Raw genomic sequence first — 24421 nt, forward strand, 5'->3', positions numbered from 1 at the left:
AGGCAACCGCCTACTTCTTTATTTTATTTCTCTTTTATATTCTTTTTTCGTTCCATCAGAGAAGACAACTTCTAAATCAAATTTTTGATAGTCTTTATCAAGTTTGAACACATTTACTACTTGATCGATTACTTCTTGGTCAGGAGTATCTTTATCAAATTTTAATTCTTGTAGAAGTGGGCTTAATTTTGTAATAGCCTCGTCACCTGTAAACTTTGCATTTGATTTATGGTCTTCAAGTTTTGCTTCCATTTTCTTATCAGCTGCTACATTCTTATAATCAGCCTCGTAGTCTTTCTTCGCATCTTGATAGTCTGCATCTAAACTAAATTCATTGAAGTTAAGTTTTAAATCAGCAGGAGCTTCATTTTTTGCTTCTTCAGTAGTTTTCTTATTAGAAGTTGTATCTTCTTTTGCAGGAGCTTTACATCCTGTTAATACAGGTACTAGCATAAGAGCTAATAAAACTGATAGTAAAATTCTCATTATAAATTCCTCCTTATGTAAATTCGTTCTATACAAGTTTTTCCCAAAATCATGTAATTATGTATGTGTTGAAAATAAATTATTAACTTGTAGCCACAAAGTTTAATCCGCAATTTAAATCAAAAATGATTTGTATGTATATGGTAAATTAAGGTTGTGAGGAGGTACTAAAATGCATGAAGAATATAAAGAGATGATAAAAAAAGCAATTGAATATATAGAGGAGCATTTACATGAGGAGCTTACAACGGAAAGAGTGGCGTCTCACAGTGCAGTATCGATGTACCATTTTCATCGCATCTTTCAAAGATATGTTGGGATGAGTGTAACGGATTATATTCGAAAGAGAAGGTTAACTCATGCTGCGCAAGCCTTAGTGTCAACGGAGAGGGCTGTTATTGATATTGCAGTACAATACGGCTTTTCCTCACAAGAGGCATTTACGAGAGCTTTTAAAAGAATGTTTCAATTGCCACCGAAGAAATATCGAAAGTACTTCCAGTCATTTTATATAGAAAGAGAGGGTGTTTCAATGCAAAAAGGTATACCGAAAGGATGGATCTTAAGTGGAATTCATCCTGCTGAATATGAGATGGGTTTAGACTATGAAGTTGCCCATCAAGGAAAAGTATCTGCATACATAAAGGCAAAAGAGAATGTTACACATGGAGGATTTACAACATTAATGCAAATGTTCCGAGCGGATAAATATGTAGGTAAAAGATTACGTTTAACAGCATTTGTTAAGAGTGAGAACGTAAGAGATTGGGCGGGATTGTGGATGAGAGTAGACGGAAAAGATACAGAACCACTCGCTATGGATAACATGCAAAATCGCCCAATTAAAAATACGAATAACTGGCAATCGTATTCGGTTGTATTAGATATAAAAGAAGAAGCACTTGGTATTGCATTTGGTGTTTTATTATCAGGAGAAGGTTGCGTGTGGCTAGATAGTATTCGATTTGATGAAGTGGATGAAAAAATTCCTTCAACAGATTTGGCTGAAAACTTTTATGAAACACTACTAGAAGAGCCGGTAAATCTGCAATTTGAAGAGATAGAAAAATAAGGAGAAAAGATATGCTCAAATATGTAAAACTAATAAGTATTAGTTTAGTAGTATCGTCTTGTATTATGGGAATTAACTATTTAATTAGCTATCTTTGGTCAGGGCATATACCTTCTTTGACGTGGAGAACATATTTGATATTTATCGTTATATTTATGATGAGTTTTAGTTCAATGCAAAAAGAAGGGGGAGAGGATTATTGACAATAATTAGAAAAGGTATATAATCTAAATGTAAGTGATCACTTGCATTGGGGAGAGAGGTTTTTATGGCGCGCTCAAAGACAGCAGAAAAAATTATTCAAGCAGCAATTGGATTGGTGAAAGAAAAGGGATATACGGCAGCGACAACGAAAGAAATTGCAATGCGTGCTGGTGTTAATGAAGTAACGATATTCCGCAATTTTAAAAGTAAGAAGGGTGTTATTGAAGCGGCGGTTGCGGAATTTTCATATGTACCGCATTTAAAACATTTTTTACAAACAGAAATTGTATGGGAATTAGAAACGGATTTAAAGAACTTAGCAAGGCATTATCATAAATTTTTAGATAGCATAAAAGATATTATTTCTATCGGTATACGTGAGGCGAGAGAATTTCCTGAATTAGATGAGGAAATCTCCAAAATTCCAAAAGGGTTAAAAGAAGAATTAATCATATATTTTTCTAAAATGCAGGAACAGGGAAAGATTATTCATACAAATATTGAAGCGCAAGTAATGAATTTTATATGGATTAATTTTGGTTACTTCTTATCTAAATTGCGTTTTGAAAACCGACTTATGGAAATCGATGATGAGAAATTTATTGAGAATAATATAGTTTTATATGCTAGGGCTTTAAGACCCTAGTATTTATTTAAAATGAAATGCAAGTAAGTACTTGCTTGCTGAATAGGAGAGCGGGAAGATGGATACATTAAAACAGTTTTTAAAAATACCAGGTACGTATATAGGAATGGTAGTTGCGCTATCGTTCCAACTTATTTTCTTTTGTGTTTGGTTAACGGCATATGATGGAGTGAATGAAAGAGTAGATCAAATGCGTATCGCTATTGTGAATGAAGATGGAAATATAGGTAGTAAAATAGCAGAAGGCTTAAAGAGAAATTTACCATTTCAGGTGAAAACAGAACAGTCTGTGGAAAAAGCAAATAAAGAAATGAATGACCATATGTACGATATGATTATTGAAATTCCTGCTTCTTTTTCAAAGGATATAAATGAAACAGGAAAATCAAATTTAAACTTCCACATTAATCAAGCGAATGCCATGATGGCAAAGCAAATGATGGAAGGAGCCGCAAAGCAAATTAGAGACAATGTAAATAAAGAGATAACAAGTTATAAGAAACAAGTGATTGTTGGGAAATTACAAGCTGCAGGGCCTGAGAATGTAGAAGTGATAAAAAGTTTAACTGAAGATTCAATTGGTTTTACAGTTCATAAAGTAAATGATACAAAAGGATTCTCGGCTAACATGGTACCACTAATGATGGTATTAGCTTCATTTGTAGGAGCGATGATCATGAGTATGGAGCTATCAAAAGTTGCAAAGGAAGTAAAGAACGGTTGGAGTAATTTCGTATCAAGACAAATCATTAACGGTACAGTATCAATTTTACTTGCATGTATTACAATTGGTTTGATGAAAGGATTTCAAATTGAAATACACGAAGCAGTATGGAGTATATGGGTGTTTCAAGCGATAGTCTTCTTTGCATTTCTTTCATTAACACAAATGTTCATAACTGTTTTCGGAAATGCAGGTATGATTTTCAATATTATCTCGTTATCGTTACAACTTGTAAGTTCGGGTGTAATTGTACCACATGAGATGCTTTCAAAAGCATATCAAACAATCGGTGGATTATTTCCCGCAACATATGCAGCGAATGGCTATTATACAATAATATTTGGGGGAGTTAGTTTAGAGAAAAATATTATTTCATTATTAGTTATTATATTGCTTACACAATTGGTAGCAGTAATTACTGTATCTATAAAAGGAATAGTAAAGAGAAGAATTCATGTAGTTAAAGAAGTATAAAATAAAAAAGGTATCCTGCGATTGGATACCTTTTTTATTTTATTATTTTGTAACTTCTGTCCACTTGTAGTTGAATTCACCGCCGAAGTCAGTTGTTACAAGCCCTTTAATAAATCCGCGTTGTAGGTAAGAACGACCTTGTTGGTATAAAGGAGCGACAGCACCGTCTTGTAATAGGATTTTTTCAGCTTGCTTCAATGCTTCAAAGCGAGCCTTTTCATCGCCAGCTAAATCTGTTTTCACTTTATGAATGAGCTCATCATACTCTTTGTTAGAGTATTTATCGAAGTTATAAGCACTATCTGTTGTAAATAAATCTAAGAATGTAATTGGATCAGCGAAGTCAGGGCCCCAGCCATCAATACCGATTTCATAGTCACCACTTAATAGTAGTTTCAGCTGTTGTTTACGTGGTTGTGGTTTTAACGTCACTGTTAATCCATCTAGATTCTTTTCTAGTTCACCTTTTAAATATTCACCAGTCTTTTTAGCTAAAGCATTATCACTTGTTAATAGTTCGATTGTTACTTTGTCAGTACCAAGTTCTTGTTTCGCTTTTTGCCAGTTTTCTTTTGCTGTTTTCACATCATCTTTGACTAGGTTTCCATTTTCTTTACGGAAGTCGGTGCCTTCTGGGCTTTTCGCGAATTTCGCAGGAACCATTCCTTCAGCTGGAACAGCACCATTATTTAAAATTGTTTCTACGTATGCTTTTTTATTCATTGCTCCGTTAATAGCAAGGCGTGCATGTTGATTTTTTAATGTTTCATTTTTTTGATTGAGTCGTAAGAATTGAATACCAACTTCAGCGCGGTCCTTGAAGTTTGGATCGCTCTTATATTTATCAACAAACTCCGCAGTTAAAGCAACGCGATCAATTTGTCCTGAATCGTATAAGTTAACTTCTGTAGATTTATCTTTAACGACATTGAAGTTGATTTCTTCTAATTTTACAGTTTTAGCATCCCAATAGTTAGGGTTCTTCTTCAATTGGAAGCTTTGCTCGTGTTTCCAGTTATCCAATGTGAAAGCACCGTTGTAAATTAAATGATTTGTTTCTAAACCATATTTATCGCCCTGAGATTTTAAGTAATCTTCATTAATTGGTAAGAATGTTGAGAATGTCGTTAAGCTTAAGAAGTAGGGAACAGGACGGTCTAGTTGTACTTCTAACGTTTTATCATCAAGAGCTTTGACCCCTAGTTGATCAATTCGTAATTGTTTCTGGCTTATTTGTTTCGCATTCTGTATATCGAAGAATAAGAATGCATATTCAGCTGCTGTATCAGGATTTACGGCACGTTGCCAAGCGAAGACAAAGTCCTTTGCTGTAACTGGAGTACCGTTTGACCATTTTGAATCACGCAGGTGGAATGTATATTTTGTTTTATCGGGACTAAGATCAACCGACTCAGCAACACCAGGAATTGGTTTGTTATCTTCTCCCATTGCATATAAACCTTCAAAAACATTTCGCATTACGCTCATGGATTCCCCATCCGTTGCTTTTGCAACATCCATTGTTGGAATTTCTGAAGCGAATGATAAGTTAATTGCCTGCTTATCATTTGCTTTATCATTTGCTTTCGCTCCGCTTGCATGATCTTTATTTCCCCCGCAAGCAGTTAGTAATAGACTTGCCCCTAAAACAGATGCAACAACAGGTACAACTTTTTTCTTCATTGTTCGTTCCTCCCTAAATGTGTTGTTCGTAACGTCGTAATGTCCACGTTTTGAAGTGTAGCTATAGAAGAAGAGAAAACCTATTATAGATATGTGTATGTAGGTAATCAGGTGTTCTATATGTATATACATGTTGAACTATAATCTATCGTTATATGTTTCAACGTAGTAGACGTTATATTTTGATGGTGAAATATTTCGTTTCTTTGATTATTTAGAATATTAACACTGGAAAGAACTATATGTCAATAATAAAAATAGATTGTTAATTTCTTAGAATAATATATTAAAAAAGCAGATTTCCTCGTATTAGGGAATCTGCTTTTAATATGTTTTGCTAAAAAAACAATTGGTGTGGGCTAATAATCAGTGGGGGATGAAGAAAAACCCACTGATTAAAGTTTCGCTTTATTTTTCAATTTTTGCCCATTTGAAGTTTAATTGACCTGCAAAGTCTACTTGCACAATCCCTTTCACATAAGAACGTTCTAAATAAGATTCGCCTTTTTGGTAAAGAGGAGCGATAACAGAGTCTTTAAATAATATTTTCTCGGATGTTAGTAATGCTTCCCAGCGAGATTTTTCATCACCGGCTAAAGTTGTTTTCACTTTTGCTATTGTTTCATCGAACTCCTTATTAGAGTAATGATCTAAGTTGTAAGGGTTATTCGTTGTAAATAGCTCAAGGAATGTAATTGGATCAGCAAAGTCAGGGCTCCAGCCGTCAATTCCAATTTCGTAGTCACCTTTTAATAAAAGTGAAACTTGTTGTTTACGTGGTTGGGGCTTTATATTTACTGTTAATCCATCTAAATTCTTTTCTAGTTGTCCTTTTAAGAACTCACCAGTTTTCTTATCAAGGTCAGCATCACTTGTTAATAATTCTAATGTTATCTTTTCAGAACCAAGCTCTTGTTTAGCCTTTTTCCATAATTCTTGAGCAGATTTTGTATCAACCTTTGTTAAATCGCCGTTTGCAGCACGGAAGTCTGTTCCGTCAGGTCCTTTTGCAAAGTTTTTCGGCACGAGACTAGAGGTTGGTGTAGAGCCGTCATTTAATAACGTATTTACAAAGGATTTTCGATCAATTGTTTGATCGATTGCTTGGCGTGCAGAAACGTTTTGAAGTACCTTGTTTTGTTGATTCATACGTAGAAACTGTACCCCTACGTTTGGCCGTTCTTTAAAGTTAGCATCCTTTTTATATTTATCAACGAAGTCAGATGTTAGTTTGATACGATCTAATTGTTTTGACTCGAATAAATTTACTTCTGTAGATTTTTCTTTTACGACGTTAAAATTGATTTCTTCCAGTTTGACAGTATCTTTATCCCAATAGGTAGGGTTTTTCTTAAATTTAAAGCTTTGCTCATGCTTCCAATCGCTTAGTGTAAAAGCTCCGTTGTACAAAATTGTATTGTCTTCTAACGCATACTTATCACCTTGTGCTTTAAAGAATTCCTCGTTAATTGGTAGAAATGTTGGGAACGCTGTTAAGCTTATAAAGTACGGAACAGGACGTTCCAGTTCTACCTCAAACGTATGGTCATCAATTGCTTTTACACCAAGTTGATCGGCTGGAAGTTCTTTGTTGTTAATTTTTGTTGCGTTTTTAATATCAAAGAATAGAAATGCATATTCAGAGGCTGTTGCTGGATCAACAGCTCTTTGCCAAGCGAAGACAAAATCTTTTGCTGTGACAGGAGTGCCGTTTGACCATTTTGAATCTCGTAGGTGGAATGTGTATTTCGTTTTATCGCCACTTACTTCATGAGATTTTGCAACGCCAGGGACAGGTTTGTTACCTTCACCAAGATTATACAAACCTTCAAATACGTTTCTCATTACTTGGCCAGAATCAGTATCTGTAGCACGAGCTGTATCCATTGTTCGTATTTCAGTAGGTGAAGATAAGTTTAAAACCTGTTTACTAGGCGCCTCGTCTTTTGCATTTGCTCCGCTTGCTTCGTTTTTATAACTACCGCAACCAGTTAATAAAATACTTACTCCTACAACTGATGCAATACCGGGTACAAACTTCTTTTTCATTTGATTTTCCTCCTAAATAATTAAGTTTGGATGATGATGAGGGAAATGAAAAATAAAAAATCCCTCTTTTCATATTGAGAAAGAGGGATTTTTACGTACAAGTTATGCACCCGTATATAAACGAAGTCCCTCATTCTATCTTTCAAGCACAATGCTTGCAGGAAGTGGCACAGTATTCAAAATGAACCTGTTGCCGAGGTTTCAAAGGGCCAGTCCCTCCACCTCTCTTGATACAATGAGTAAACGAATAAATTTTATTAATTTTTGTGTTTCTTTGATAATTCAAAATCTTACACCTTGGATGATGAAGTGTCAACCGATTGGAATATAGTTTAAATTTTCAGTTTTATTTAACGAGAAAAACCACTGCATATGGCAGTGGTTTTTCTACTAGAAGTTAAAGTTATCTGGATCTGGACCGACGCGACGATCTTCATTTAGAGCTTGAATTGCTTTCATGTCATCAGCACTTAATTCAAAATCGAATATATTTGCATTTTCAATAATGCGATGTTCTTTAATAGATTTAGGGATTGTTACAACTTCATTTTGTAAATCCCAGCGTAAAATAATTTGTGCAGTTGATTTATTATATTTTGTCGCAATGTCTTGTAATGTGGAGTTATCCAGTAGTTGTCCCTGCATTAATGGTGACCAAGCTTCAAGCTGGATGTTATGTTCTTTACAGAAAGCGTGTAATTCTTCTTGTGCTAAACGTGGGTGGTATTCCACTTGATTGACCATTGGCTTAATTTCAGCGATTTCAAATACGTCTTGTAAGTGGTGAATGTGGAAATTACTCACACCGATAGCACGAACACGGCCATCTTTATAAAGTTTTTCTAACGCTTTCCATGATTCAGTATATTTCCCTTTTACAGGCCAATGTACTAAATATAAATCTAAATATTCTAGACCTAATTTTTCTAATGTAGTTTCAAATGCTTGAAGTGTTGTTTCATATCCTTGATCGCTATTCCATACTTTTGATGTAATAAATAATTCTTCACGTGAAACACCTGCTTCACGGATCGCTTGTCCAACGCCTTCTTCGTTTTGATAGATTGCTGCAGTATCGATGCTGCGGTAGCCATTTTTAATTGCTGCTTTTACAGATTCAATTACTTCTGAACCATCTTCTACTTTAAAAACACCTAAACCGAACCAAGGCATTTTTACACCGTTATGTAATGTTGTATAGTCTTTTAAACTTGTTAAATTCATATTATTTCCCCCTAGCTTTTTTGTTTGTTGCTTCTACTGCTTTTTGAATTGCCTCTGAAAAATTATATTCATATAAAGCTTTGAGACCTTCAGCTGTGGAACCACCTGGTGTTGTTACTTGTTCGCGGAGGTTAGCTGGATCTTGCGTTTGTTCAAGCATAGAAGCAGAGCCAGAAATCATTTGAATGACAAGGTGTTTTGCAGTTGCTTCATCGACTCCATAACTTTTTGTTGCTTCAATTAAGCTTTCAGCAAAGTAATAAAGGAAAGCTGGTGCACTTCCAGTAACTGCAGTAAGCTGATGAACTTCTTCTTCAGTACAAAGTTGCGAAGTACCAATGCCTCTTAAAAGGAGTTGCAAGGTTTCCAGATGCATCTCGTTTACTGATTGTCCCGTTGTATATAAGGAGATAGACTTGCCAATTTCAGCAGCTGTATTTGGCATAATCCAAGCAACAGGTGTCCCCTCGGGAAGTCTTTCTTCTAAATAAGATGGACCAATGCCAGCAGCTACCGTTACGACAAGTTGATTCGATAGTAACGGAGATAATTCTGCTAATAATTCTTCATGTGCAGAAGGCGGCATTGCTAAAACAATCGTATCAACAGATGAAACATGCTGCTTCCAATCTGTTGTAGTAGACACATTATATCGCCCTTGTAATTCCTTTAGCTTTTCTACGTTGCTTCGGTTAGAAACGATAATTTCTTCGATGTATTCTCTGCTTGTTTTAAGTAATCCGGAAAATATAGCTTCTGCCATACGACCAGCACCAATAAATAAAATTCGATGTTTAGTTAGCATATCCTTTATTCCTTTCTAGTGGAGATATGTTATAAAAAACGATACCATTTTTAAGAGAATTTTGTAAAAAGAAAAGACTTATTGTGAAAAGGATGGAAATGTAGGGAGGAGGGTTAATATAAATAAGGTTATAAAAATTATTATACTTAAAAAATAGTTGTAATAAAAAAGCCCTGAAGCATAACTGCTTCAGGGCTTAATAGATTATAAGTTTATGCTTTTGTCATACCTAACAATACAGCACCGCCGATAATTAAAACACTACCTAGTGCAATAAAGATCAATTGACGTTTTGTTTTCTTTTCACCTAAGAAGACAATCGCACCGAATGTTGAGATAACGATTCCAGTTTGAGATAATGGGAAGCTTGTTGCTACTCCGACACGTGGTAATGAAAGAAGTAAGAATAAGTTTCCAGTTCCCCATAGTAAACCAGATAAAGCATTACGGATTGCATATTTGTTAAATGGTTTATGTTTAGATGTCAATACAACCGCACCAACAAACATACCAACTGCTTGTGGTAAAATAGCAGACCAACCATCGATATTATACCAACGAATAATAATTACATATACAAGGTAGCCGAAAGTAGAAACAATTAAAGTAAGAAGTCCTTTTTTCAATTGTCCTGGTGGCTGTGCATTTTCTTTGTCATCTAGTGATGTGAATACAACACCAACTACGATTAATAGGATTGCAATCGTTCCCAGAACAATCGTTGTTGTAGTAGTCCACTCACGGAAAGCGATAACCCCAAAGATAGAAGTTGCAACAAGTTGCATACCAGTAGAAATTGTTACAGTAGTTGAAACACCTAGTTTTTCAACTGTTTTTAATTGATTTACTTGTCCTAATGCCCAGAATAAACCTGAAATAAAACCAACAATTAAGACTGTCATTGTTAAAGCTGGTTGAGTAAATACATACATAATTGTTGCGAAGAATAGAGCACCGATTGTCATACCTACCGTTTGGCTATATGCACCACCGCCCATTTTTACGCTTACTAATAAGATGTTTCCCCATGCAATTGCAGGAAGAAGCGCTAATAAAATGTCCATTACAAGACTCCCTTCGGTTTTCTATACCAATATAATTACATATCGTTCTAACGATCGGTAATGCCCCACTAGTAGAGTAGAAGATTACCGATCGCTAAAACAGGATGAAGAATTCACGATATAAATGCGTTTTCATTTCTTCAATTTTTGAAACACCTCCATATAATAACAGGAAATTGCCTATTTTAGAAAGTGAATTCAAATAAAATGTATATTTTAATAAAAGGTAAAATTCAGTTATTTCCCAATGGCATATTTTATTTCCTAAGAAATAAAGAAGCAGCTTCGACAAAAGCTGCTTTAAGATTTAGTAATTCTTTTATTAATAAGCTGAATACATAGCAGAAATAGGAGTGACATACTAATAGTGATAACTACTAGTGTCCAAGCGAGTTGCATATTACTTGCATCAATCGCCATATAAATTGCAGTTGGGATTGTCTGTGTTTTACCGGGGATGTTCCCAGCGAACATGAGTGTAGCACCAAATTCACCTAGTGCACGAACAAAGCTCAAAATCATTCCGCTTAGTAATGCAGGAAATGCAAGCGGAAGCGTGACGTTTAGAAAAACTTGATATTCACTTGCACCAAGATCACGAGCGCTTTCTTCAATTTGTACATTCGCGATAGAAAAACCTGTTTTTGCTGATTGGTACATAAGCGGAAATGCAACAACTGTAGAAGCGATGATAGCAGCAGTAGATGTGAACATAATAGACTGCTGAAATATTGATTCTACCCACGTTCCAATGGGACTATTATTTCCAAAAATGATAATGAGAAAAAAGCCGATTACAGTTGGCGGAAGTACCATTGGTAATAAGAAAATAGTTTCTAATATTACTTTATATCTCCATGAGGAGCGTGCTAGCGCTCGTCCGATTATCGTTCCTAAAATTGTAACGATAATGGTGGCGCATGCAGCTATTCGTAAAGATAGAAAGATTGGTGACAAAATAGCATCAAAGCTCATGGCAATTATGATAGGACTGTAAATCCATATTTCTTAAAGATAGATTGTGCATCTTTTGACTGCAAATACTCATAAAATGAGGTCGCCTCTTTCTTGTGCTTAGATTCTTTTATAACGCCTAAAGGATAGTGAATTGGCTCATGAGAAGTAGCCGCTGCTGTCTCACCAATTTTTACTTTGTTTGAAATAAGAGCATCTGTTTTGTATACAATACCAGCATCGACATTACCTGTTTCTACATATGTTAACACTTGGCGAACATCTTTTGTAAATACGATTTTATTTTGAATATCATTCCATAGATTTTCATGTGTGAGAGAAGCCTTTGCATATTTTCCAGCAGGTACTGATTCAGGTGTACCAAGTGCGATTTTCTTAATTTTTTCATCTTTTAAATCTTCAATTTTTGTAAGAGAACTATCTTTTGGGGCGACTAGAACAAGTTCATTTCCAAGAAGATTTTTCCCTTCTTTTTCATTAATAAATCCTTTTTTAACAAGAGCTTGGAATTTATCTTCGGCTGCTGAGAAGAATAAATCAGCAGGTGCACCTTGTTCAATTTGTTGTTGAAGTGCACCAGAAGCACCGAAGTTAAAAGAAAGTTTAATATTAGGTTCTTTTTCTTTATATTTTGTTTCAATTTCTTTTAGTGCATCTTGTAAGCTTGCAGCAGCTGATATAGTAAGTTCTACTGTTTTTCCTTCTTTAGCAGTTGATTTCTCTTTCTTTTCGCCGCTTGTACATGCAGCACTAAATATAAGAAGAAAAGAAAGTATAAGTGCTCCGATGGATCGTAATGTAAACTTGTTCATAAAAAAATCCCCTTTCGTTTTGACATATTTAATTATAACTAAATATAACTAAATATAACTAGTTATAATTGAATATAATTTGAACGATGTAGTTGTTTTTAAAATATAGGAGAAATATTCTTTTCTTTGTTACAATGAAGAAAGAAAGTGAGGAATCGTCTATGGATCATCATTCCTACACAACGGAAGAAGTAGCAAAGCGATTAAAAGTATCAAAATTAACTGTATACGATTTAATTAAAAAAGGAGAACTGCCTTCTTATAGAATCGGTAGACAGATGCGCATTGATGCAACGGATTTAGAACAATATATAAAGCAAATGAAAACAGGGAAAATACAAGGTACTCCTGTAAAGAGCGAAGATAGTAGAGGCTTGGATACATGTATTATTAGCGGACAAGAACTAACGTTAGATATGTTGGCAAAACGTATAGAAAATCGCCTGATAGGTTCAAATATATTAAGGGCATATCAAGGTAGTTTAACGAGTTTAATAAAAATGTATCAAGGAGAAGGAAGTATCGTTAGTCTTCATTTGTTTGATGGAGAAACGGGTACATATAACGTTCCTTACGTAAAACGTATTTTAGTTGGACAACCGTGTACTATGATTAATTTATTAGCAAGGAACGTTGGGTTTTATGTTCAAAAGGGAAATCCTAAAAATATAAAAACATGGGCTGATTTATCTCAATCATCTATACGATTTGTAAATCGAGAAAAAGGTTCTGGTATTAGGGTGTTAGTCGATGAACAATTGCGCATTCAAAAGTTAAATAAAGAACGTATTAGTGGATATGGATGGGAAGAATCGAATCATCTTGGTGTTGCCACGCAAGTTGCGAATGGAAAAGCTGATGTGGGAGTAGGGTCAGAAAAGTTTTCGCAAATTGTAAATGTAGATTTTATTCCAATCATGAAAGAACAGTATGATTTAGTGATTTTGAAGAATAAAGAAAATGAAGAGCTGATTGAAGTCGTGAAAGACATTCTACAATCGGAAGAATTTCATAATGAATTAAAAGCAATTGGCGGATACGATATAACGAAAACAGGTCAAATTATATATGAAATAAACTAAAAAGCTGCTTGTCTATAAGACGAGCAGCTTTTTCTATATATAAAGGGGTTTGGGGAAACGAAGTATTAAACAAGACCTTGAGCAAGTGTGTAAATGAAAGCTGTAAGAAGAGTAGCTCCACTTGCAAGTCCGATAAAGTCTGATTTGTTAAATGTAATGTTGTTCATTATAATCTCTCCTTATTTGTTTAATGTATTTGCAACAGCTTTTGCATCGACAAGTGCGGATAGCACCATGCCCATTGTATTTAAAAATTTGTTTGATTTCATTTTGTTCATCATGCGTATCCGCTCCTTTTCGAATTGTTGTTGCCCTGCTTTATGTCTTAATTATAGGAAATATGATCGCCTGCAACTATCGAATTAGCTTACGGAAGGCTTACACTTTTGTAAGAAAAAAAGACATTCGCGTAAGAATGTCTTTTAAAGCATATTGATATGATGATGCTCTTCAATTGTTTTTAAAAAGCTACGCATTGAATTCGTCATATAACTATCTTTACGGCGTATGAAAACCGTTGAAATACTACCATATTTTTCAGGGATTGCATGACAATGTACTTTACCAGCTTTAGAAAGATGGTGGACAGCAGACTGTGGTACGAGTGTAATTCCAAGGCCGAGTGCAACACTGTTTAATATTGTCTCTAATATATTAAATTCCATAATTCTTTTTGGGAGCAAACCTTCATCTTTAAGCCATCGTTCTAGTTTGGAACGGTATCCACATCCTTGGTTAAAAACGAGTAGGGGCGTTGTTGTAAATTCTTCTATATGAAAAGCTTTATTTTGTGTTACAAGCATTAATTTTTCTGTACTAACATCGTATTGTTCAATTAGTGGATGTTTAATAGGCCCTGATATAAAGGCACCATCTAATTGATGATCAAGTACTTCTCTAATCAATGCTTCTGTTAGACCCGCTTGTAATGATAAATCGACATTCGGATATCGTTTATAGTAAGAAGATAAAATGGTAGGTAATGTACTTACTGTTTCGACTGTACCGATTTTTAATATGCCAGAGGGAGTTTCACTATCTAAAAATACTTGTTTTAGCTCGTCAACATCTTGCAAAATTTTATTAACATAAACGAGCATTTTTCTTCCTTCAGCTGTTAAAGTCATGCCTCGTTTATGACGATAAAAGAGCGGTGTTTTCAGTTCATTTTCTAGTTGTTTAATACGCGCGGTGACATTTGATTGTACATAGTTTAATTCCTTTGCTGCGCTACTTACACTGCCTTGTTCGGCAACGCTTTGGAAGATTTGTAAGTCTCTTAATTCCATTTTATGCTCCTCCTTGATGTTAACTATCATTATAAGTGATAGTTAACATCATTTTGAATCATTTTACGTGATATATTTTTTCTTTTACAATTCTCTTTGTGCAAATAGAAAGAAGTGGGGGATTGTGGTGAAAAAAGGTCAAATGATAATAGGGGCTTTAGCGTGTTTAATTGCAAGTATGTCGTGGGGAGCAATGTTTCCGGTTGCTGATCATGCACTAGAATACATAGATCCATTTTATTTTTCGCTTATTCGCTATGGAGCGGTGGCAATCGTACTGGTTGTATTGTTGTTAGCGAAAGAAGGAAAGCAGGCATTTCGTTTAGAGGGAAGAGGAAAGTTACTCGTCTTTTTCGGAACGATGGCGTTTACTGTATATAATGTACTTATATTTTTAGGTCAAATGTTAATGGGAAAATCAGGCGTGATGGTAGCCTCCATTATGGAAGCGCTTATGCCGATGATTTCTATTTGTATTCTATGGGGCTATAAGCATGTAAAACCGAAAAAGTATATGATAACGAGCATGATGATTGCTTTTGTAGGAGCTATATTTGTTATTACAAAAGGTGATATGAGTTTCTTTTTAACGTTGAAAGATAACATGTTTTCGCTAGCATTTATATTTGTTGGTGTTGTAGGATGGGTGATTTATACGATGGGTGGTCAAACGTGTAGCGACTGGTCAACATTACGTTATTCTACGTTGACGTGTGTATTCGGTACGACTGTCACAGGGATTATAACTGTAATAATTACATCGCTTGGATATGTATCGGTTCCGAGTATGGGAACGATTTCTATCGTGAAATATGATTTATTGTTTATGATGACATTACCAGGTATCGTAGCGTTACTTGCTTGGAACTATGGTGTGAAAATTTTATCGTCCATTAATGGGATTTTATTTATTAATTTTGTACCGATTACGACTTTAGTTATTATGATGATGCAAGGATATCGAATAACGATTTTTGATATTATAGGGACTTTACTTGTTATTGCAGCACTTATTCGCAATAACGTTTGTCAGAGAAAAGAAGAAAATATAAACAAGCGAATTTTACAAGAAGAGCAATTACGTCAAGCTGTTTAATAGGCAATTGGAGGATTTCACATGTTAGAAAGTTTATTGTTTTTCTTCGCCGTCGGAGTTGCTTGTGAGCTTGCAGCAATTAACCGAAATGGTCGTAAGAAGATAAAACAACAAGCTGAAATGATACAGCTTTTAAAAGAGTTAAAAGAAAGAAAAATGTAAAAAGACGACCGGGCATAGACGGTCGTCTTTTTCTATATAAAGGGGAAAGGGGACACAAAGTTATACAAGCGTAGCAGCGTAAATAAAAGCAGTAAGAAGAAGAGAGCTGCTAGCTAATCCTAAAAAATCTAATTTGTTAAAAGTGATGTTATTCATCATGAATTCTCCTTACTTGTTTAATGTAGAAGCAACAGCTTTTGCGTCGATTAGAGCGGAAAATACCATGACCATTGTGTTTAAGAAATTGTTTGATTTCATTTTGTTCATCATATGAATCCGCTCCTTTTCGAATAGTTGTTGTTTCTTTCTGACTTAATTGTATGAAATATTTGGGGAAGTAACTATCGAATTAGCTTACAAGAAAATTACACTTTTGTAAGAATTGAAATTTAACAATTAATACTTATTTTTATTACCAACTCCTAAAACTTAGTGTTATAATCATTGTAAGAGAATGACTATAATTCGGATGTTCAGAAAGGAACGAAACAAATGTATAAACCAATTACATTTTTGTTAAAATATATATTTAAAACTGCTGGGAAAGTAGAAGTGCAAGGAAGAGAAAAGTTACCAGAAGGCGGCCCATATGTTGTTGCGTGTACACATACAAGTTTTATGGATGTATTAATGTTAGCTACAGGGATGTACCCGACCCAAATTCATTACATGGCCAAAAAAGAATTATTTGAAGGGAAATTCAAAAACTGGTTCTTTAAAAATGTGAATGCATTCCCTGTAGATCGTGCGAATCCAGGACCGAGTACACTCAAAATTCCGTCACGCCTATTAAAAGAAGGGAAAGTAGTAGGGATTTTTCCGAGTGGGACACGATCAACAGAAGACGTTTCATTAAAAGCTGGGGCTGTTACGATTGCACTGCGTTCTAATGTCCCGTTAGTACCGGCAGCTTATGTTGGTCCATCGAGTGTGAAAGAATTAATAAAAGGGAAAAAGGCGCAATTGATTTTTGGAGATCCAATTCAAATTGATGCGGAAGAACAAATAGATCGAAAAACAGCTATGAAAATGATGACAGATCAATTAAATGAGAAGTTTGATGAGCTAAAGGAAACTTTGCAATCAAATCAAAAGTAAGAAAAGACGACCGGGCATAGACGGTCGTCTTTTCTATTACTATTTATAATAAAGGGGAAAGGAGACACAAAAGTTATACAAGCGTAGCGGCGTAAATAAAAGCAGTAAGAAGAAGAGAGCCACTAGCTAGTCCTAAAAAATCTAATTTGTTAAAAGTGATGTTATTCATCATACATTCTCCTTACTTGTTTAATGTAGAAGCAACAGCTTTAGCATCGATTAGAGCGGAAAATACCATGCCCATTGTATTTAAAAAATTGTTTGATTTCATTTTGTTCATCATATGAATCCGCTCCTTTTCGAATAGTTGTTGTCCTGTTTCTGACTTAATTGTATGAAATATTGAGGAGAGTAACTATCGAATTAGCTTACAGGAAAATTACACTTTTGTAAGAAAAACAAATGAAGGTGTAATGATGAGAAAGTTTGACATATGTTCGTGGAATTCATTAAGTTAAAAGTAGAGGTGAGTGTATGGCCAATATTAAAGATATTGCAAAGATGGCGGGAGTTTCAGTTACGACTGTTTCGAGAGTGTTGAATGATCACCCATATGTAAGTGAAGAAAAAAGGAAAGCGGTTATGGAGATAGTTGAGAAGTTGAATTACTCACAAAACGCAAATGCCGTTCATTTATCAAAAGGGAAAACGAATATTGTTGGTGTGATTTTACCGTATATTAATCATCCATGTTTTGATGCGATGGTGGGCGGGATGATGGAGGTGGCGTTAGCTCATAATTACAGAGTGCTACTTTGCCAAACGAATTATAATAAAAAAGAAGAAATGAAAAGTTTACATATGTTAAAAACAAAACAATTGGATGGCCTTATTATTTGTTCTCGTGCGAATGATTGGGAAACGATAGAGCCGTATGCTTCCTATGGGACAATCGTTGCTTGTGAAGATAATGATATTTCAAATATCTCAAGTGTATATACGAATCATTCGGCAGCTTTTCAATTAGGAATGGATTATTTGATTGAGAAAAGTTATAAAAAAATTGGTTATTGTACGGGAAGGAAATTAGGTCCGAGTAGTCAAAAACGTTTTGATGTTTATAAACAGCAATTGCAATCTATAGATGAGGAAGTGAATGAAGAATGGATTTTTACAGAATGTTTTACATTAGAAGATGGTGTGAAAGTGGCTCATAAATTAAAGGGGATGCAGTATCTTCCCGAAGCATTAATAGTAGCAGGAGATGAAGTTGCGATTGGGGTTATGACAGAAGCTGAAAAATTAGGTATTCAAGTTCCTGAGGAGTTAGCGATTATTGGCTTTGATAATCAACCTATTTCGCAAGTGTTACAACTTACAACCATTGATCAAAATTTAAAGGAAATAGGTAAAAAGGCCTTTGAAATGTTTTACAGGCAAATACGTGATGAAAGTTCTAAACAAGAAAAGGTGGAAATTCCATATGAACTTGTGGAACGCTCAACCGTTTAGTTTTAATCCGTTATGTGTAAGTTGCATAACGGATTATTTTTTTGAAATATCTTTGACAGGAAACGCGTTTCATACTTTATAAAGGAGTTACACCGGTCTGTAATAATCCATGGATTCTTTTCAAGAATAGTATTTGGAGGGATATGCATGAATGAACTTTTATTGAGTATGAAAAAGTATATAGAAGATGATGAAAAGATTTTGGCTTTTGTCGTAGGGATATTTGAGAAGGATAATTTTACGCTATCGTATCAACATGGGATTTTTGCTGCTACTACTAGACGTCTTCTCTTTTATGGGAAATTTCCATACTATCCTGCAACATTTAAAGATTATTCATATTTGCATATAGATAGCATAGATTTTCGTCCGCATTTCGAATGTACTTGTAATCATGAAACCATTCGAGCTAAGTATATTCAGAAGGGGAATGTGGAGCGATTTGTCTGTACAGTTAGAGCGAATATGAATAATTAATCACCCCTTTGTTTAAACATAATATCCCGATCTTTAAGAGTAAAAATGCGCAATAAAAACAACTTCTAAACCTCTAGGAGATAGTGATACAATGTCAAATGGGGGGAGGTATGAACTATGGTTAATCAACGTATAAAGGAAATAACACTAATTACAATTGGTTCATTATTATTCGCAATTGGTATTAATTACTTTGCAATTCCAAACCGTTTATCAGAGGGTGGAATTATTGGTTTAACGGTTGTTACGTACTATTTATTTGATTGGTCGCCGGGGATTGTAAACTTTGCTATAAATGCAATTTTACTAGCTATTGGTTATAAATTTTTTGATAAGAAAACGATGGTTTATACAATTTTAGGGATTGTAGAAACATCCTTGTTTTTATATGTTACGGAACATATTGAGTATCATGTAAATAGTGATACGTTATTAGCGGCTCTATTCGCTGGCTTATTTGTCGGTGTCGGATTAGGCTGTATGTTCAAAGCTGGAGGTACATCAGGAGGATCGGCAATTTTAGCTCGGTTAGCCAATCAATATTTAGGGTGGAGCGTTGGTAAAGGCGTACTTATTATTGATATTGTGGTAATTGCTGGTTCTGTATTTATAATAGGGCAAGAAAAAGCAATGTACACACTTGTTGCAGTATTCATCGGAGCAAAAGTGATTGATTTCATTGTAGAAGGAATGGATACAAAAACAGCTGTTACAATCATTTCAAATCAACCGGATTTAATCCGTGAAACTATTACGAAAAACATGACACGCGGTGTCACTGTATTAGAAGGACGCGGCGGATATACTGGTAAAAATAAAGAAGTGTTATATGTTGTTATAAATAAACAAGAGCTTGTTAAGTTAAAGCAGGTTATTAGTCGAGTAGATGAAGATGCTTTCGTTGTTATTCATGATGTACGTGATGTACTTGGCGGTGGCTTTAAAGCGAGTTAAAAGGTGAACGAGTAAATTCGTTCACCTTTTTTAATTCTTACAAAAATGTAAGTGTAATGTAATGAGATTCAATAGTAGATTTTATTCCTTCTTTTTAAAATGGATGTATATATATCCTGCAGAGGAGGAAGATTGATTATGAAGAAAAAAATGATCGCTACTATAATAGCGATGATAGTGATAGTAGTAATGTTACTGCCTACGAAACTTGGACCAGTTATCGATAAATATAATCCACTTTATAAGACGAAAGAATACTATACGGTCGTGAATACAATTGGTCAGCATATTGGTGATGAGTGGTATGAATATGAATTTATTGCATTTGACGAACGTGGAAGAGAACAAAAAATAAAGAAGACTGTTAAGCATATGTTAAAGAGAGATGAAGCGTTAAAGGTGTATGCAAAAGGACGCTACGGAGAGGCGATTGAAGAAATTGAAGCTGTAAATATTCCTATTAATGCGAAGAGTAAACTTTTAACGATGAGATAGCAGATTATACCCCCACCTATTTTTTGTCGAAAATAAAAATACTAGGTAGGGGTATTTTGAGGTTCATAAAAGAACCTTAGTCTATATGGACTAAGGCTCTTTTTATTATATAAAGGGGAAGGGGGTACATCGTAGTAGCATGAGTGAAAGGTATAAGAAGAGTAGCTACTAGCAATGTAATTTGGTTATGTGAGTGTTCTTCTTATTTGGCTTGCTTTCTAACTTTATTGTACGAGATGTAGGTAAGAGAAACTATCGAATTACATTACACATAGCTTACAAACATGTAAGTCTTCTGTAATGTAATTCGATGGTTAAAAGATAGTTAATTTCATATAGTGTAATTAGAAAGTCTCACTGTATTACTTTCTGTTTGTAATATTAATGAAGAATGAAAAACCAACTACTTTTTAATAGCCCTCATCTGTATTTAGATGAGGCTCTTTTTATAAACCTTACAACATTGTAAGGTTTACGTAAGTTAATTCGATAGTAAATTTGTCATATTTTTTGCATAATAGATACAAATAGATAAAATAATTAGGGATATAGTAAGAAGGGAGAAAACTGGGATGCGTAAAGAAGAAGTAGTGAAGTTTCCAATTAAAGATTTCTGTAGCTACTTTACTGTTGCCGTAGTATGTATTGGATTATTTGATATCATAACAAACTTAATTGTTAAATAATATAGATGATAAAACAAGAAGGGAGATCCTTTCTTGTTTTTTTTATGGAGGAATAAAGATGAAATGGATTGATAGTCATATACATGTTGACCAATATAAGGATGAAGAAAAAAGTAGATTACTTAAAGATGTGGAACATAGTAAAGAGATACAGGGGCTTATCGCGGTATCTATGAATTATCAATCATGTAAAGAAACTTTATCTTTAGCAAAGCGATATCCTTTTGTACATCCAGCGATAGGTTTTCATCCGGAGCAACCGATTCATAAAGAAGAATGTGAGCAAATTTATAAATTAATTGAAGAGCATGTAGAAGACATAGTTGCGATTGGTGAAGTAGGCTTACCGTATTATTTAAGAAAAGAAGATGAGCGTATTACTATCAATTCATATATATCAGTGTTAAAACGATTTGTTGAACTAGCTAGTAAATATGATTTACCCATTATATTGCATGCAGTGTATGAAGATGCTGATATTGTATGTGATTTACTAGAGAAATATAAAGTTTCACGTGCACACTTTCATTGGTTTAAAGGAAGTGAAACAACAATGAAACGGATGATGAGGAACGGTTATTATATTTCTATCACACCAGATGTTTTACATAAGGACAAAATTAGAAAAATTGTTTCGTATTATCCACTTGAATATATGATGGTAGAAACAGATGGACCGTGGGAATTTCATGAGGATGTTATGACGCATCCGAGAATGATTCGAGAGGTATTAAAGGAAATTAGTGTTATAAAAAACGTATCTGTTGATAAGGTTGCGAAAACGATATATGAAAATACGATTCAATTTTATTTGAAAGGATAGGAGAGTTACTCTTATCCTTTTTGTTATGGATATTTTTTCTGATATTTTCTATAATTTATGAAAATAATCAATGGGTTATTAATAATATGCCGCGTTTTGGTTTAAGTTGAAAAAACCACCAAGCATTTTGCTTGGTGGTTTTGTATTAGGATTCTAATTTTTTCGCACGTCTTAATAATAAGAGAAAGACAATGACGAAGAAACCAAGTATAAGGAAGAATCCATATTGTTTTATATAATCCATTACGTCACTTGCGCTTGTTGGCTTTTCAACGTGAATGCCATCTTTATTAGTAGTGATATGAATATCTTTCATTTTCACTTCATTTGTTTCTTTTTGTAAATCAATCCATTCTATATTTGGGATGCTTTCTAGATCCTTTAGTACTTCTTTTAATGGTTTCACACCTAAGTAAGGATGATAGAAGGCACCAATAACTCCATCGGATAATTTAGCAACAGATACAGCATTTGCTTTCATTTTCGCAATAGCTTGTGGCTTATCTTCTTCAATAAAGCCAACTGTTTCAGGCATTAATTTCATCCCGTGTAAAAATGATGGGGTACTTCTGTATGCTGGAGAGTGCATGGATTTCCAAGTTGTATCACTTAACTGTAGTTGTCCTACATAAGTTGAAAAATATCTTGATAATATTTCATAGCCTTTTTGAGACATCGTGTAATGAGGTGCTTCAAATGCGACAGGATATAGTTTAGCATCTACAAGTTCTTGAATCCCTTTTTCGATATGATCTGTCGTATAGTTTTCTTCAAATTCTTCCCCTTTTTTTACATATGCATTATATGCTTCGATATTAGGAAAGTCATCTTTTGTTTTTGGTTTTTCATGCTTTGGTTGACGAATTGGTTGATCTGTTTTTACGTCCCAAAACTCAAAACCTTCCCCAGTTTCACTGTCATAAAATTGGTGCGTATAACCATGCATAATAATTGCTGCACCATCATCTTGCATAGAGCGTAAAAGATCGACTAGTTCGGGCTTATCTTTTAAATGCAGTGTTTTACCTGTCTCCGGATCTGTATATACAGGAATAACAGTGATCATGTAGGGAATCTTTTTCTCTTTTAGTAATTCAGCAATTGCTTTTAATTGATTTGTATCTGCGGCTGGATGAACGTCCTCAAGACGCAAATAAGCCTCTACTTTATTTGTCGTTGGCTTTTGTCCAAAGTAAGAAAATAACATTTCACCAACGTAATGAGACATCCAGTCAAAGAGGTGTGGCGTTGCGACGTAATAAGATGTTTCATGCTGAATGATTAGTGGGTTCTTGCTATTTGAACTTACAGCGTTAGCAAGAACAGTTCCATTTGTATCAAAAGATTGAATCAATCGTTCCTCTTCTAAAGTGTTTTTAAGCTTATGGCTTGGATATTCGATTTTATTAACTCGTATATCATCAGCCTTTAGGGTAATGAAAGAAAAGCGATTAGATAATTGTTCAACATTTTGTCCTAAAAATAATACTGGACCTGAGAAATTTTCTAGAAGTTGCTTCGTTTCAATAGGAAACTCTTCTTTTTGTTCACCGATATAAACAATATGTGTATAAGAAGATGAATTAGTAATTTCATTAGCTTTTTTAAACTTTTCGTAGTTATATCATTTGTAAAATGTCCTAATTGAGTATTAAGGATTTGAATATTATTTGTAATTTTATCGTCTTTTGTACTGTATAAAACAAGTACTTTTGGTTTTGATGATGTTTGTGCAGAGGTGTGGATAGGGATAAGTAGTAAAATGCTGAACAAGAGTATTATGCACTTTTTCATTTGGTCTGCTCCTATTCTATATGTAGAGTTCAATTTACAATTATATACAAGAAATACGTTGTAGTCTATGAAAGTTACATTTTTGCACGTATTTACCAGCTGTTTTTTCACAAAATCGGTCTAAAGCATGATGATAATATATATAGTTATTTGCTATGATAAAAGGGTAAGAGAATGATAGAATGTGGGTAATTGTAAAGGGAAGAAGGCTGAAAGGGGACAAATTTCAGCGGAGAAAGAGGTAGTGGTAGTGAAGAAATTCTTTGTAGGATTTTTAGTTGTTCTTGGGGTGTACTTATATTTCCAAGGAAAGTCTGAAGGAATGGGCAAGTTAGTGAATGAGACAAGCTATGTTGACTCAGAAGAAGCAAAACAAATGAAACAAATTATTATAGAGGAAGCAAAGAAAGTCAATCTTCCAGAATGGATACCTCTTACAATTGCTGAACATGAAAGCCGGTTAAATCCAAGAAGTGTTGGAGATAACGGAACTTCATTCGGATTGTTTCAATTGCACCGTGGCGGTGGGCTTGCACCAGATCATTTAACTGATGAAGAGTTGAAAGATCCGCGCACAAATGCGCAAATTGCAATGCCGCATTTAATGAAAGGATATAAGCGCGGGGTGCAAAAAGGTTTGACGGATTTTGCATTACTAAAATATGTAGCAAATACATCTGGATGGCCAGGTAATCTGGGTCCAGAGTGGACGGATAATAACATGAAGTATAACATCGGATTAGAAGATGTGTACTATCGAAATAAAGGTGTAATCAAAGAGTAGGTTTTCTATAC

Annotated in this window: 26 protein-coding genes, 1 pseudogene and 1 riboswitch; of the genes and pseudogenes, 14 read left to right on the plus strand and 13 right to left on the minus strand. The window is 34.5% G+C overall.

Annotated elements, in window-relative coordinates; all coding sequences use genetic code 11:
* Positions 1-18: 18 nt before the first annotated feature.
* Positions 19-486, minus strand: a complete 468-nt coding sequence (locus QCI41_RS19030) for a YusW family protein (protein ID WP_064449257.1) — start codon at positions 484-486, stop codon at positions 19-21.
* Between the two features lie 172 nt (positions 487-658).
* On the opposite strand from QCI41_RS19030, the gene QCI41_RS19035 reads away from it, so the two are divergent.
* From QCI41_RS19035 to QCI41_RS19050, 4 genes are all read left to right on the plus strand, one after another.
* Positions 659-1558: a helix-turn-helix domain-containing protein gene (locus QCI41_RS19035; RefSeq protein WP_353836924.1), complete on the plus strand. Its 900-nt coding sequence runs from the start codon at positions 659-661 to the stop codon at positions 1556-1558.
* A gap of 11 nt (positions 1559-1569) precedes the next feature.
* Complete coding sequence (locus QCI41_RS19040; RefSeq protein WP_000922555.1) at positions 1570-1761, plus strand: hypothetical protein; 192 nt, start codon at positions 1570-1572, stop codon at positions 1759-1761.
* A gap of 65 nt (positions 1762-1826) precedes the next feature.
* Positions 1827-2408 (plus strand): TetR/AcrR family transcriptional regulator, encoded by a 582-nt coding sequence (locus tag QCI41_RS19045; protein ID WP_353836923.1) that lies wholly within the window; start codon positions 1827-1829, stop codon positions 2406-2408.
* Between the two features lie 58 nt (positions 2409-2466).
* Complete coding sequence (locus QCI41_RS19050; protein ID WP_353836922.1) at positions 2467-3606, plus strand: YhgE/Pip domain-containing protein; 1140 nt, start codon at positions 2467-2469, stop codon at positions 3604-3606.
* 42 nt (positions 3607-3648) lie between these two features.
* On the opposite strand, the gene QCI41_RS19055 is transcribed toward QCI41_RS19050, so the two are convergent.
* The 7 genes from QCI41_RS19055 to modA form a co-directional block, all read right to left on the minus strand.
* The gene (locus QCI41_RS19055; RefSeq protein ID WP_353836921.1) at positions 3649-5289 is read right to left on the minus strand and encodes a peptide ABC transporter substrate-binding protein; all 1641 of its coding nucleotides are present in this window, start codon (positions 5287-5289) and stop codon (positions 3649-3651) included.
* A gap of 408 nt (positions 5290-5697) precedes the next feature.
* Positions 5698-7338: a peptide ABC transporter substrate-binding protein gene (locus QCI41_RS19060; protein WP_353836920.1), complete on the minus strand. Its 1641-nt coding sequence runs from the start codon at positions 7336-7338 to the stop codon at positions 5698-5700.
* A 132-nt stretch (positions 7339-7470) separates the two neighbouring features.
* Positions 7471-7575, minus strand: a riboswitch (SAM riboswitch).
* Between the two features lie 153 nt (positions 7576-7728).
* Entirely contained in the window at positions 7729-8562 is an 834-nt protein-coding gene (locus tag QCI41_RS19065; RefSeq protein WP_060486400.1) for an aldo/keto reductase, read from the minus strand.
* A 1-nt stretch (position 8563) separates the two neighbouring features.
* A complete protein-coding gene (gene proC, locus QCI41_RS19070) occupies positions 8564-9367 on the minus strand; it encodes a pyrroline-5-carboxylate reductase (protein ID WP_353836919.1) in 804 nt (267 codons plus the stop codon).
* Positions 9368-9579: 212 nt separating this feature from the next.
* Complete coding sequence (locus tag QCI41_RS19075; protein ID WP_000353549.1) at positions 9580-10431, minus strand: GRP family sugar transporter; 852 nt, start codon at positions 10429-10431, stop codon at positions 9580-9582.
* A 300-nt stretch (positions 10432-10731) separates the two neighbouring features.
* Positions 10732-11406, minus strand: coding sequence for a molybdate ABC transporter permease subunit (gene modB / locus QCI41_RS19080; RefSeq protein ID WP_353836918.1), 675 nt, complete (start codon positions 11404-11406; stop codon positions 10732-10734).
* A gap of 5 nt (positions 11407-11411) precedes the next feature.
* Positions 11412-12218 (minus strand): molybdate ABC transporter substrate-binding protein, encoded by an 807-nt coding sequence (gene modA, locus QCI41_RS19085; protein ID WP_353836917.1) that lies wholly within the window; start codon positions 12216-12218, stop codon positions 11412-11414.
* 134 nt (positions 12219-12352) lie between these two features.
* Between modA and QCI41_RS19090 the strand changes: the two genes are divergently transcribed.
* Positions 12353-13300, plus strand: a complete 948-nt coding sequence (locus tag QCI41_RS19090; RefSeq protein ID WP_353838816.1) for a substrate-binding domain-containing protein — start codon at positions 12353-12355, stop codon at positions 13298-13300.
* A gap of 65 nt (positions 13301-13365) precedes the next feature.
* Here the strand turns inward: QCI41_RS19090 and QCI41_RS19095 are convergent, their stop codons facing one another.
* Together QCI41_RS19095 and QCI41_RS19100 are read right to left on the minus strand one after the other, a co-directional pair.
* Positions 13366-13467, minus strand: a complete 102-nt coding sequence (locus tag QCI41_RS19095) for a DUF3948 family protein (RefSeq protein ID WP_001060018.1) — start codon at positions 13465-13467, stop codon at positions 13366-13368.
* Between the two features lie 255 nt (positions 13468-13722).
* Positions 13723-14589 (minus strand): LysR family transcriptional regulator, encoded by an 867-nt coding sequence (locus tag QCI41_RS19100; protein ID WP_046960213.1) that lies wholly within the window; start codon positions 14587-14589, stop codon positions 13723-13725.
* A 127-nt stretch (positions 14590-14716) separates the two neighbouring features.
* Between QCI41_RS19100 and QCI41_RS19105 the strand changes: the two genes are divergently transcribed.
* Entirely contained in the window at positions 14717-15685 is a 969-nt protein-coding gene (locus tag QCI41_RS19105) for a DMT family transporter (protein WP_353836916.1), read from the plus strand.
* Between the two features lie 21 nt (positions 15686-15706).
* A complete protein-coding gene (locus tag QCI41_RS19110; RefSeq protein ID WP_000894068.1) occupies positions 15707-15847 on the plus strand; it encodes a YrzO family protein in 141 nt (46 codons plus the stop codon).
* A gap of 60 nt (positions 15848-15907) precedes the next feature.
* Here the strand turns inward: QCI41_RS19110 and QCI41_RS19115 are convergent, their stop codons facing one another.
* Positions 15908-16003 carry a DUF3948 family protein gene (locus QCI41_RS19115; RefSeq protein WP_001060011.1) on the minus strand — a complete coding sequence of 32 codons (96 nt, stop codon included), beginning with the start codon at positions 16001-16003 and terminating at the stop codon, positions 15908-15910.
* A gap of 336 nt (positions 16004-16339) precedes the next feature.
* Here QCI41_RS19115 and QCI41_RS19120 point away from each other — a divergent pair, with 336 nt between their 5' ends.
* Positions 16340-16945, plus strand: coding sequence for a lysophospholipid acyltransferase family protein (locus QCI41_RS19120; RefSeq protein WP_000277788.1), 606 nt, complete (start codon positions 16340-16342; stop codon positions 16943-16945).
* A 73-nt stretch (positions 16946-17018) separates the two neighbouring features.
* Here the strand turns inward: QCI41_RS19120 and QCI41_RS19125 are convergent, their stop codons facing one another.
* Positions 17019-17114 carry a DUF3948 family protein gene (locus tag QCI41_RS19125; protein WP_001060007.1) on the minus strand — a complete coding sequence of 32 codons (96 nt, stop codon included), beginning with the start codon at positions 17112-17114 and terminating at the stop codon, positions 17019-17021.
* A 305-nt stretch (positions 17115-17419) separates the two neighbouring features.
* On the opposite strand from QCI41_RS19125, the gene QCI41_RS19130 reads away from it, so the two are divergent.
* The 5 genes from QCI41_RS19130 to QCI41_RS19150 all read left to right on the plus strand — a co-directional run bounded on the left by QCI41_RS19130 (position 17420) and on the right by QCI41_RS19150 (position 21832).
* Positions 17420-18397 (plus strand): LacI family DNA-binding transcriptional regulator, encoded by a 978-nt coding sequence (locus QCI41_RS19130; RefSeq protein WP_353836915.1) that lies wholly within the window; start codon positions 17420-17422, stop codon positions 18395-18397.
* 147 nt (positions 18398-18544) lie between these two features.
* Positions 18545-18874: a PH domain-containing protein gene (locus QCI41_RS19135; RefSeq protein WP_353836914.1), complete on the plus strand. Its 330-nt coding sequence runs from the start codon at positions 18545-18547 to the stop codon at positions 18872-18874.
* Positions 18875-18991: 117 nt separating this feature from the next.
* On the plus strand, positions 18992-19828 hold the full coding sequence (locus QCI41_RS19140; RefSeq protein ID WP_000248044.1) for a YitT family protein: 837 nt from the start codon (positions 18992-18994) through the stop codon (positions 19826-19828).
* Between the two features lie 138 nt (positions 19829-19966).
* On the plus strand, positions 19967-20323 hold the full coding sequence (locus tag QCI41_RS19145) for a YxeA family protein (RefSeq protein WP_000728373.1): 357 nt from the start codon (positions 19967-19969) through the stop codon (positions 20321-20323).
* Positions 20324-21067: 744 nt separating this feature from the next.
* Positions 21068-21832, plus strand: a complete 765-nt coding sequence (locus QCI41_RS19150) for a TatD family hydrolase (RefSeq protein WP_353836913.1) — start codon at positions 21068-21070, stop codon at positions 21830-21832.
* Positions 21833-21977: 145 nt separating this feature from the next.
* Here the strand turns inward: QCI41_RS19150 and QCI41_RS19155 are convergent.
* Positions 21978-23626: pseudogene (locus tag QCI41_RS19155) on the minus strand (DUF2334 domain-containing protein).
* Between the two features lie 250 nt (positions 23627-23876).
* Here QCI41_RS19155 and QCI41_RS19160 point away from each other — a divergent pair.
* Positions 23877-24410: a transglycosylase SLT domain-containing protein gene (locus QCI41_RS19160; RefSeq protein ID WP_046956665.1), complete on the plus strand. Its 534-nt coding sequence runs from the start codon at positions 23877-23879 to the stop codon at positions 24408-24410.
* Positions 24411-24421: the final 11 nt, after the last annotated feature.

It is taken from the genome of Bacillus cereus group sp. MG4 (genome assembly GCF_040460055.1).
GTDB lineage: Bacteria > Bacillota > Bacilli > Bacillales > Bacillaceae_G > Bacillus_A > Bacillus_A wiedmannii.